Source organism: Myxacorys sp., from assembly GCF_059501405.1.
In genome coordinates this window covers 1-10,691 of the sequence record NZ_JCACCM010000129.1, presented here as the reverse complement: position 1 = coordinate 10,691, position 10,691 = coordinate 1, and the positions used below count along the sequence as shown (strand labels likewise).

The following is a 10,691-nucleotide window of genomic DNA, read 5'->3' as shown; positions in this document are numbered from 1 at the left end:
GGTGGGATATGTTGCGGGATACTAGTGGAGCTGGCAATTCTGTCAACGCGATTGCATGATCCCTGGTATGAGACAGCGAATAGGATATGTTGCGAGATGCTAGTGAGATTGGCAATTTTGTCAATTGTTAAAATTTATTAAAAGTCAATCAAAGCAACCGACGCTACGTGGTTGATAAGCTGATTGCTACAACGGCTTCCAGGAAAGGAATCGAGTTGAATGAGGTGACTATCTACAATTCGGGCTATAAACAACTAATTCGCTAAATGTTCAGCGATTCTAGACATGATGTTTCTAGATTCTAGTCTTCCTCAGTATGAAAAACCGCGAACGGTAGGCGCGCTATCCCCATGTGGAAGCTAGACAGCAGTTTTTTGGGCATGAGTTTTTACAGTGATAAAGGTGCATTTTGTTGACAATCTTCTGTTGTCAAAGCGAGTTTGCATTCTCAGAGGTATACTTTTGCGCATGTAATCTCTTTTCCTGCTGTGACTCAGCTTAACGATCTAAACTCACTGTCAATCGTGTCTGACTCCATTGCTTCTAGCCTGATGCCATCTTCAGTAGCTCAAGATCGGGTGCAGGCTCACGCTGCGAAGTTGAGGGGAGACAGGTCATTTCTGAACTTGGTGCTGGTCAATGTAGCGACGGGAATTAATCAGTTTAGGTTACAGACTGCTCAAGCGCGGTTAGACAGTGACGCAGATGTCGTCAATCTCTATGGTGAGACTGAAAAGATAGGCGCTTTACATAAGCGGACAATCCAACGACTCGAACGACGGTTTCGTTCGGTACTGAAGACAGATGAGTTTTGGCATCAAACGGCGACCTGGATTCTGGCGCATCTTGATCAGTGGCAGCAAGAATCGCTCATGCCATCAGACTGCTCTGTGGTTGGAATGTTGTCTGTAAAAGCGGGGAGCGAGTTGACCGATAGTGATGAGTGGCGGGAGTCGTTAGTAACGGGTGCCTGCGCTTTTTACACCGCAAGTCAGTGGCTTAGACATCTAGATTTATCAGCCTATAGCACCTCTGAGATTGATAAATTGCTGGGGGTTGAAACTGTTACCTCTGCGGCGACCCGCGAGCCTTTATTTCAGGATGCTGATATCGAACGAGTTGCGACTGGCTATCCCATTCTCACAGGTGCTCAAGCGCTGATTAACTCTCAATGGGAAGACGGAGAATACCCTTACTGGAAAAAGCTAGTTGGAGAAGGGTTCATCCAACATCAAATTGTGCGTCAAAGCCCCTCAAGTCAGCAAATTGAACTGGTTCCAGGTAAAGCCGCATGGGAGATTATTCAGCAGTTTGGTCCTGAAGCCGCGTATGTTTTTCTCATATTTGCTTCGTATGCAACTGATTCAGAAGAACCGTGGGCAGACCAAATTCGGTTGCAGGGCACAGATTTAATCCGGCTCTTTGGTTGGGACAAACGCACAGATATTACGATCGCGCAAAAGCTAAAGAAGATTGGACATTTAGTGGAATTGGTCTGTAGCCTTTCTGTTCTTGTCAGCAACATCAATATTGGTGCAAAGCGCTACAACGTTGAGCGAGGCGCGATGTGGATTCTTGAAGGACTCGGGTATGCAGGTCAGTTAGCGCTTACGGTAAACGCGGACAGTTCCGATTCTCCAAGCTATGAAGCGGGCGAACCAGATGAGTTACACATCAAGGTGCGACCTGGTATCTGGACCGAAAAATTTCTGAATGCGGGTGAGGCCAGCGCGAAAGAAGCGCTCTTTCAATATGGTTATCTAGCAAAAAGTACGCTTCAGATCAATCCTTATCGTCAACGACTGGCTTCAAAATTGGCGATCTTTCTCACCATTATGAGTCGGATTCGAGAGGATGGTCGTTATGAGGTGAGAACATTACTAGAACGGCTAGAGCCAAAAGAACTTCTAGAAGCAATTCAGAAGAATCGTTTACGCCGAGTGAAATTAATCGAGCAATGGGATAGTGCATTGCTAACGCTGAAAGAATTGGGATGGGAAATTGGTTTTGACCAAGCAACTTACCCAGAAAGCATTCGCCCCGACTGGGCAGTGAGGGATGAGTTTGATGCTGGTTACCGTCCTCGCAACTGGGTAGCGACTTGGCTTAAAGCGATCGTAGTGATCAAGCCTTCAACAAGAATCCAAGAAAAGCTTGAAGGTCATATTCCTGCTGTGTTGAAACCCGCTCCCGCACCCGTTCAACCATCTGCATTAACAGGCGAGGTGATTCAAGCAGCATTAGATGCTAAGGGAATGACTAAGGCAGAGTTAGCCGATAAATTGAACGTTGATCGCTCGTTAGTGACTCGCTGGCTCAAAGGGCAGAGAAAGATTCAGCCGAAGCATCAGGCTGAAATCAAAGCCCTCCTCAGAAATCTTGATGGACCGCTCTAGCGGGATTGAGATTACTCCCTTTTCTTGTGTAACAATGGGCATATAACTGCCTCTGTTACACAAGAAAATGCCTCGACGTCCTACGGTTCCTGCGCTTAAAGCTTCCATTCAACGTCTCTCCCTAGAAGACAGGCAAGCGCTCCTCGATTGGCTATCCGAGCACGTCGAGGCAGAAAGGAATGCTGCCCTCGTTCTCGAAAAAGGGAGTGCTGCTGTTGTGGATCGTCGCCAGTACGAAGGCAAAGCTTATCACTTGGAAAAGCGGCGGTGTGGGCGACAAGACTGCACGTGTGCTGAAGGTGAACTCGCCGAGGTTGGGCATGGTCCTTACTGGTATGCCTACTGGCGCGATCAGGGGAAGGTAAAAAGCCTCTATGTGGGCAAGCGCCCTCCGTGGGAAGAAGAGCGGACATCTTAGGACTGGTAAAGTGCGATCGCAGAAGAATGGCAATGCGATCGCAAAACGTCTGTGTTAATCGTTGTGCTGCTAACCATGAATGGTTAGCAGCTACTATTTTTGGATCTCAGTATGAACCTCCAGCTAAGTTGCTAGTTTCACACCAATCGCACTGTGTCCATTATCCATCCACACGGCTGTCAAATAGAAAATTATGACTATAGTCAGAGTATAGCCAAGTGCTTGATACTGAACTCCTTTGAAAATTTCCGACTTTAGCTTTGTAGACGGATGCCGCCTGCAGCGATTCAGTTGAGATCTGCGATCGCGGCGGCAAGGGAGAGCATGAGGTTGCGTAGGACGGTTGGACGGGGATGGGTTCGGTTTTATGTGCGTTCTTGAATTCGATGGGTTCAGAACGGCATGAATGACCTGTAGCTGTGTCCAGAGATTGAGCGTGCAGCAGTCACTCCATGTCTAAGTCCCTTGAAGCTCACTAAAGCTAAAAATGGCTTTTATTCTCCTGGGTAGAAACGATTGCTGATTAGGAGGATGGCAACTCTCGTGGCTGACGCAGTGGACGCTCTCCGCCCCTAATCAGCGTAATCGCGTCTTCTGCTTCTTCTCCTACAGTCCACCACCCTGGGACAACCGTAGTGTCACTCTCCACAATCTCTTGAAGTTTAAGGAACTGCTTGTTGCGCAAGCGTAGCTCCTGCCGCAAAACATGCCCAAAATCTAACTTCAGCGTTAGGGCTATCTAAGGCTTGCATCAGAGCCGCGACACCATCTTGATAGAGAGCGGGCGCAAAATCCTGAGAAAGCTTGTTGCCCAGTCCTTCCAGTGCTTGAGCGCGAACAGCGGGAATCTCAGCCTCGTTTGCTGCAATGTTGATCAGCGTCTGAATCATTTCCTCGGTGACTTGGCAACGGGATAGAAATGCGATCGCATAAGCCGCCCCTTCGCGCTGCGTTGGATTAGATGCGGTTGTAAGAATTAACTGTAGGGGCGCGAGATGTTGATCAGTGGCAACGAGGCTGAGTGCTGTAGCTGCTTCTCGCCATAGATCATTGCGATCGCTAGAGAGGATCTGGACAAGGACATCTGCATCGTAAGGGTCTCCCACTTTTCCCATCACCCAACACGCCGTTTTCGCGAGTTCCGGGTTGAGTGTATTGATCCAATCATCATTGCGCGAATTGAACCCAGATCGTTCGAGCGCTTCAATGCCATGGGCAGTTTCGGGAAATCGATGTTTAACTTCTTCAAGATCCATCATAATTTTCCTCGATTCGAGCGAGCAAGACTGATTTAATGCCCTTATTACTATCTTTGTTCGCGGCACTTCTGATAAGGCAATCGGTGTGCAGAGGCGTTTGTTAGATGTTTGTGTCTTGCAGAACTTCAAACAAAGCCCAAATTTTCACGAAAGCATGAGGATTATCATCCCAAACCTCTGGTAAAAGAACTTGAGCACTTTTAGCATCATCAAGATTGAGCAATCCATACTGATTGATCCGTTGCGCAATTGGAGCCAATACCCCTTCCCATCGACCGCAATTCAACAATGATGAGGTCCATGTTTCATCGGATAAATCGTATCCCAGTAGCTTAAGCCTGGGATGAGCTTGGGGAATCTGCTCTGTCAAAGCATTTGTGAAGAGTTGATAGTATTGCTTGCCAGGAACAGGAAGAGGCAGCAACTCATCCCTCCATGCTTCTCCTAAAGCTTCTTCTAGAGATTGAAACTCCCAATAGCCTGAGTCATCAGCGTGAAGATTGCACCATGAATCAATCGTACGGACTTCAGACAGATGGGGTAAACCGAGAAAGTCAATATAGCCTGCCCACTCAGGATCGCCAACACCACGAATGACTCGTGTACTGAAATACCACATTCGTTTTATGCAACTTGAATATTGAAAACGCCTAACGTTCGTTCTCACCCATTGTGCGACAATTATTAGATCATGATCCGGTAGTTGACATTTGATGAAGTGGTATTTGCAGTGTGAACGAATCGGAATTGTCGATTGCCCTCATGCTGATTCCCTGCCTTAGTTCTCGCTGTACGTGAGTGCGATTGCCTCGCCGAGCACAACGATGGTCTCATGCTTGCTTCTGGTCATCACTAGAAAATAGATCCAGCAACTAAGTCAGAGATTTCGGAGATCAAACTGCCAGCTTCTCTTAATGTCCTGTAATGTCCTGCTCTACGATCAGTTAATTGTTCAAGTGTCGCTTGGACAAATGACTTGGATGAGGACCTTCGGGCGATATCGTTTTCAGCGAATGAAAATGCGCATTCATCGCGCCAAGGGACATGAAGCGAAATTCGTCTACATCGACGGGCTGGAGAGGGCTGCCGAGCAAGAAGATAATCTTTTACTGCGCAATCAACTTTTTGTGGCGTTGACTCGATCTCAAGCTTGGGTGCATTTGTCGGGGATCACAGATCCGGGTACCCCCTCCGATTATCTGTTCTACGATGAAGTGCGACGGGGTGCTCTCTAGTGGCACGAGGCTTAAGTTTACCGATCGGGGACCTTCGCAGCGATCGCTGGTGGACGACGATGCGATCTAACCGTTGATTGCGGTTGAAACTATCTGTCTTGAGAAGGCGTAAGCATTCCAACGCTGCTTACTCCGGCGCATCAATTGTGCACGAGGTGCTTGCCCAAAAAACTCATTTACCCTTAAACAATACTGCCTCACTCTACTCCTTCCAATAACTTCGCAATCTCCTCTGGTGTGGGAAGCTGCCCCTTAAGCTCCTGCGGTAAGGTCGAGACAATTTGGTAGGTTGCCACCCCGATCGGTTTAGCCGTGTCTTTCAGCGCATACTCCACAATAGTTTTATCCTTCGACTTGCACAGGATAATGCCGATTGACGGGTTCTCATCCTCTAAGCGCACCTGGTCATTCAACACCGAAAGATAAAATTGCATCTTGCCGACATACTCCGGCTGGAATCGACCGACCTTTAGATCCACCGCGATCAAACACCGTAAACGCCTGTGGTACAGCAACAAGTCGATGAAAAATTCTTGATCACCAATCTCTAAACGGTACTGGCTTCCTACAAAGGCAAACATACCCCCCATCTGCCGCAAGAACGTATCAATTCTGAGGAGTAGCGATTGCTCCAGCTCTCGTTCGCTATGCTCCTCTCCCAGCTCTAGAAAGTCGAAGGTGTACTCATCCCGTACCGCAAGCTTTGCCTGGGACTGTAACGATGGCGGCACCGTCTCGGTGAAATTTGTCTGATTCAGCAACGTCTTTTCATACGACTGATTCTCAATTTGATGAATCAGCACATTCTTCGTCCACCCATACTTACGGGTCATCCGGATGTAAAACTCCCGTTCTAGGTCGTCTTTGCACTTCTCCAAAATGACAATGTTGTGAGTCCAGCCAATTTCTCGCACCATTGGTGCGAGTTTTTCAGATTCTCGATAAGTCTCGAAAAAAAGCTTCATTCTCCAAAGGTTAGAAGCTGAAAAGCCGCTAATCCCTGGCAGCTCCGCTTGTAAATCTCGCGCCAGTGTCGCCACTACAGACTTTCCCCATGGCTCCCCTTCCTGGCGGGACACAATGAGCTTGCCAATATCCCAGTACAGCGCAATTAGCTCTCGGTTAACCGCCTTTAGCGCCTCATACTGCGCGGACTGGATGCGCTTCTTAATCTCTCCCAAAAGAGCCCCATACCCTTCTACAATCTCGCTCACCGACACTCCTTAAGAAAGTCTTTCTGATTGCGCCCTCTGGTATCGTGCCATGCTCAAGGCACTTCTTATAGTGAGTATCTAAGTCTCCTTGAACCACCACCTCCATAGAATTTTAGACACAAAAAAAGCGCCTACAAAGAGGCACTTTTCAAGGGGGTATTTTTCTCACCCCAAGCTACCAAAGCGTTAATCCATACTTGCTTCAACCAACGCTTTTATTTTCTTCTTCCCTAGTATTCGCTTGGTAGCATGATGACGATACAGTTTTCCTCAATTGCCACCCAAATTCTTTGCTGTGGAAGCGGAAAGTCAGCCCACTCAATCTTCTGGGTGTAAACCACTTCGTCACTCTCCCATTCGCATAAAAGGGTTGCCGACTCATTCTCGTCAACGAGTAAGGTCCAGAACTGAAGTTCTGCTAATTGTGGGTGATTGCAAACCGTAGGGTCGGATTGAATCGCCGCGATCGCATCGACCAGCCAGTAGCACTGGGCCGTCTCTACCAGAAATCGCACACCGTCGGTCAGGACAACGTTGGGAAACAGCTGTGGACTATAGCGATAGTAGCCAAGGGTACCGGTAAAGCGATGAAGCTCTGCGAGTGCCCCGATTTTTTCTGCTTTTGTTTTCATATATTCGCTCCAATATAAAAAAAGGCGAAATGGCTTTACGAACGGGTAAAGCCATCTCGCCTGTCTAAACGTTTCAAATGAGAGAAGTGATAAAAGCCGTTGCTTGCTTCAATCACTTGCTCATTATTTTTTCCAAGGATTACGCAGCCGCTTCGTGTGTTTCGGCGGTTCCTTTGGAGTGGCGCTTTGCGCCCATTGCTTGCAGAAAATCAGCGGCTTTCTGCGCGTGAGAAGCGGCATTCAAGATGGCTTTCTTGTCATTCTTCAAGAGCGCAAGCCAACTTTGGATGTAGGCTGCATGGTCTTTCCGATAGGTGGTGCTAAAGCCAAGGGTGGCGCACACAAAGGCCGCTCCCAGCTCTGCTACGAGTTCTTCAGCCGCATAGCCTTCGGACCCAAAGCGCGTCGTCAGCGAGCGATTAAGTCTGTGTGCTGCACCCGTCCAGTGAATGTATTCATGAGCGAGGGAACTGTAATACGGCTCGGCGGCGATAAACGCTTCGAAGGGTGGCATGAGCAGATCATCGTTACTGGGTCGATAGGCGGCGCGATCGCTCTGGTGCACGGTGGCCCCAAGCGAATTAAAGAAAGCATCTGCGACTGCAATGCGTTCCGCTCTAGGGCTCGCTTGCGTTGGTTTTGGGCAGTAGCCTACGACCTGCTCAGCGTTAAATACACGGTAGCCTCGAGCCAAGAGCACTTGCCTTGTGCCCATCTCAGACTCGCTTTCCATGTCTGGAGCTTCCTCAGCCTGCGGTCTTTTGTCGTTGCGATCGACAACGTTCCAAAAGACGATGAGTGTTGACTTCTCACCGCGTTTTACGTGAGCGTTCTGCTCTGCCCATTGTTTGTAGGTCCCCCACTGATTCGAGAGGTAGCCGCGTTGAAGCGCAGTCGCCCATAAAAGCAGTATGTTGATGCCCCGATAGAAGTTGCCCGTACAGACGTTTATCGGGAGTGTATCGATCGCATACCAGGGCATCTTCCAGCGGTCGACTCCCCTCTCAATTGCGTCGATGATTGAGTTGGTAACTTCTTCATAGAGGTTAGTGTTTTTTCCTTGAATATTAGGTGTAGTATTCATTTCTTGCTCCTTTTAAACAAAAAAAGGGATCGAACGGTGAGAACGTTCGATCCCCTGGGGATTACATGCCTTTGTCAACTAAACAAATAAGAATTACCAGCAGTATTCCTTCTGTCAGCATTGCAAGGAGAAGGAGTATTTGCAGTGTAACAACTGTGCTTTCAAGCCTACTAAGATCCTTACGTATCGGCTCTAGCTGCTCTGAAAGCACATACTCAAATTCTCCAAGAAGGTAAGGTTTCACTTCTTGGAGATCTTGTTCGCGAGACGCTTCTTCGACCGGGGTAAGGTCGCCCTCCGGTCCAAAAAAGGGTTCTCCGTAAAGCCAGTTTTGAAGATAAGTCTTCATAGCCATTCCTTTATGAAAAAGGCAGTAAGTAAACCTTCTTGGTTTACCCTCCCGCCGTGTTAAGAAACGGTAATGCTCAAAAATTGAGCCTCACCGTGTAAAAGCCAAGAAAAAAGGCAGACCAAACGCTTAGAAACGTTTGAGTCTGCCTTTTGTTTTTTCAAAATATAGTTACGTGAGCTTGCTGGTAAAAAGCATGCCCTCTTTTTTAATTGATTAGTTCATCATTATTAATCAAAGTTTGGTTTTCTCACTTGCGCTTGCTAGAGCAAGTCATACCAAATTGAAAAAAGGGAGTGACAAATGAGAGACTAGATTCTACCGTGTGGAGAAAAACAGCAATGGTCGGTGTTACTCGCATCAAAATTCAAGAGACAGTAGCAGAACTGGAAGCGCTGATTCAACAGCAATCTGATGCGAACCTAAAAGAGCGGTTGCAAGTGTTGTACTTGCTGAAGTTACCGAATGCCATGAGTATTAGCGCGATTGCAAAAGTGGTCGGGCGGAATCGGGGGAGTGTACAACGCCCGTTGAGCCGGTACCGGGAAACGGGATTGAACGGACTGCTCGAAATTCACCAAAGTCCAGGACGACCGCAGGTCATTCCAGCGTGGGCGGTGAAGAGCCTGCAACGACGATTAGATGACCCTGAGACAGGCTTTGGCAGCTATACGCAAGTGCAGCAATGGTTATCAGAAACCTTGAATGTGGAGGCCGAGTATGCCACAGTGCATCATCTGGTACGGTATCGCTTAGGTGCAAAGTTGAAAGCCGCTCGTCCAGTTCATGCCAAACAGAACTCAGAAGCCCGTGAGGCATTGAAGCAAACCTGGGCGACGACCTAATCCTGCTTAAACAGTATGCAGGGCGAGTAAAACCGGAGTTCAAACGGATTCGCTACTTTGCTGCTGACGAGAGTCGCTTTGGGTTGAAGACGACGGTGGGACGCTTAATCACGAGCTTAGGCGTTAAACCACTAGGCACTTGGCAATGGCAGTTCAAAGCCTTTTGGATCTATGGTGCGGTGGAACCGATCACCGGAGAGCAGTTCTTTTTGCAATTTACCCATGTCGATAGCCAGTGCTATCAGCCTCAGGGGGTGACAACGAGCCTGTAATCACTGCCACAGCCCAGTTACAGCCGTTCTGCTCCCGATAAAAAGTGGTATTGCTTTTGCCATTCATAGAACATTTGCCCTAATCCAGGGATGACAGAATGCTTAATCCAAGCGGCAGCTTCTATCCTTTCATAGTAATAAAATCAGATTCTTTTTGCTGCTCAATGCCTAGATCTCTTTCTGCACAAACGCTTCAAGGTCGTTGTCACCCCCTGAAGCTATCAGCTTTTTCTCGACCAGTTTTCTCAAGCCTATCCCGATAGCCTCAACATCTTCCAAGCCGTTGCCTTTGGCTCTCGCGAAGCGGCAATGGAGCCTTTCACAAAGCCAAAGACCTGGTGATTCCAGATAACATCATCCTGCTGTTTCAACCGCCCTATTGCCCGGAGTTAAATCCAATCGAGCGATTGTGGCAGCACTTGAAAAAGGATTTGCGCTGGGCACTGTTCAAGAACCTGTCTCAACTACAAACGAAAGTGGACAAATTGATCGCTGATTTAACAACCGAAACCGTTGCTTCTGTGACTGGCTTTGGCTTTATTGTAGATGCATTATCTGTCGCAGGCATTTTTTGATTTGGTATCACAATCAGTAGGGAGAGGACAAGCTCTCTACTGCGCGGCACTTAGAAGAAATACTCTGAAATCTCTTGAAGCCAGATTGATTGAACCCATCAAATTGCCACTACTAAAAGCCTAAGCCCGCCAATTACGCTTGTTCTTTACTTTCTGCTTGGAAAAAAGGAGATCAACGTGGTAACGTTCGTCTCCCGTAAACTTTTTCAAAACGTATCTCCAAAGGTCGCGTAAAAGGTGCCCTCAATCATTGCTTAAGTCATCCATTCTCCTTTTCAAAAAGTTGTTAAACAAAATGCAAGTGACGGAACTCAGTCCATCTCTGCTGCCGTATTGCTTGATTGCGTGGTCGCTACACTGCTTGACTGACAGAAGTACTGGAAGTTGAAACGAAAGCTAGGAGGGAAGCAGA

Annotated in this window: 13 protein-coding genes; 6 read left to right on the top strand and 7 right to left on the bottom strand. The window is 47.8% G+C overall.

Annotation, left to right across the window (positions count from 1 at the left end; all coding sequences use genetic code 11):
- The first annotated feature begins 524 nt into the window (after positions 1-524).
- Positions 525-2,396, top strand: a complete 1,872-nt coding sequence (locus AC5I6P_RS18205; protein ID WP_495695198.1) for a helix-turn-helix domain-containing protein — start codon at positions 525-527, stop codon at positions 2,394-2,396.
- 67 nt (positions 2,397-2,463) lie between these two features.
- Positions 2,464-2,814 (top strand): DUF6788 family protein, encoded by a 351-nt coding sequence (locus tag AC5I6P_RS18200; RefSeq protein WP_495695197.1) that lies wholly within the window; start codon positions 2,464-2,466, stop codon positions 2,812-2,814.
- Between the two features lie 523 nt (positions 2,815-3,337).
- On the opposite strand, the gene AC5I6P_RS18195 is transcribed toward AC5I6P_RS18200, so the two are convergent.
- From AC5I6P_RS18195 to AC5I6P_RS18185, 3 genes are all read right to left on the bottom strand, one after another.
- Positions 3,338-3,463, bottom strand: coding sequence for a hypothetical protein (locus AC5I6P_RS18195; protein WP_495695196.1), 126 nt, complete (start codon positions 3,461-3,463; stop codon positions 3,338-3,340).
- A 13-nt stretch (positions 3,464-3,476) separates the two neighbouring features.
- Entirely contained in the window at positions 3,477-4,073 is a 597-nt protein-coding gene (locus AC5I6P_RS18190; RefSeq protein ID WP_495695195.1) for a HEAT repeat domain-containing protein, read from the bottom strand.
- A gap of 100 nt (positions 4,074-4,173) precedes the next feature.
- On the bottom strand, positions 4,174-4,692 hold the full coding sequence (locus AC5I6P_RS18185) for a hypothetical protein (protein WP_495695194.1): 519 nt from the start codon (positions 4,690-4,692) through the stop codon (positions 4,174-4,176).
- 295 nt (positions 4,693-4,987) lie between these two features.
- On the opposite strand from AC5I6P_RS18185, the gene AC5I6P_RS18180 reads away from it, so the two are divergent.
- Positions 4,988-5,308 carry an ATP-binding domain-containing protein gene (locus AC5I6P_RS18180; protein ID WP_495695193.1) on the top strand — a complete coding sequence of 107 codons (321 nt, stop codon included), beginning with the start codon at positions 4,988-4,990 and terminating at the stop codon, positions 5,306-5,308.
- Between the two features lie 197 nt (positions 5,309-5,505).
- Here the strand turns inward: AC5I6P_RS18180 and AC5I6P_RS18175 are convergent, their stop codons facing one another.
- The 4 genes from AC5I6P_RS18175 to AC5I6P_RS18160 all read right to left on the bottom strand — a co-directional run bounded on the left by AC5I6P_RS18175 (position 5,506) and on the right by AC5I6P_RS18160 (position 8,587).
- Complete coding sequence (locus tag AC5I6P_RS18175) at positions 5,506-6,522, bottom strand: PDDEXK nuclease domain-containing protein (RefSeq protein ID WP_495695192.1); 1,017 nt, start codon at positions 6,520-6,522, stop codon at positions 5,506-5,508.
- A gap of 230 nt (positions 6,523-6,752) precedes the next feature.
- The gene (locus tag AC5I6P_RS18170; protein ID WP_495695191.1) at positions 6,753-7,154 is read right to left on the bottom strand and encodes a DUF6876 family protein; all 402 of its coding nucleotides are present in this window, start codon (positions 7,152-7,154) and stop codon (positions 6,753-6,755) included.
- Positions 7,155-7,293: 139 nt separating this feature from the next.
- Positions 7,294-8,238, bottom strand: a complete 945-nt coding sequence (locus tag AC5I6P_RS18165) for an ArdC family protein (RefSeq protein ID WP_495695190.1) — start codon at positions 8,236-8,238, stop codon at positions 7,294-7,296.
- A gap of 61 nt (positions 8,239-8,299) precedes the next feature.
- Positions 8,300-8,587, bottom strand: a complete 288-nt coding sequence (locus AC5I6P_RS18160) for a hypothetical protein (RefSeq protein ID WP_495695189.1) — start codon at positions 8,585-8,587, stop codon at positions 8,300-8,302.
- A gap of 341 nt (positions 8,588-8,928) precedes the next feature.
- Here AC5I6P_RS18160 and AC5I6P_RS18155 point away from each other — a divergent pair, with 341 nt between their 5' ends.
- From AC5I6P_RS18155 to AC5I6P_RS18145, 3 genes are all read left to right on the top strand, one after another.
- Positions 8,929-9,432, top strand: a complete 504-nt coding sequence (locus tag AC5I6P_RS18155) for a helix-turn-helix domain-containing protein (RefSeq protein WP_495695188.1) — start codon at positions 8,929-8,931, stop codon at positions 9,430-9,432.
- A 95-nt stretch (positions 9,433-9,527) separates the two neighbouring features.
- Positions 9,528-9,704: a hypothetical protein gene (locus AC5I6P_RS18150; protein WP_495695187.1), complete on the top strand. Its 177-nt coding sequence runs from the start codon at positions 9,528-9,530 to the stop codon at positions 9,702-9,704.
- Between the two features lie 335 nt (positions 9,705-10,039).
- Positions 10,040-10,279 (top strand): transposase, encoded by a 240-nt coding sequence (locus AC5I6P_RS18145; protein WP_495695204.1) that lies wholly within the window; start codon positions 10,040-10,042, stop codon positions 10,277-10,279.
- Positions 10,280-10,691 lie beyond the last annotated feature (412 nt).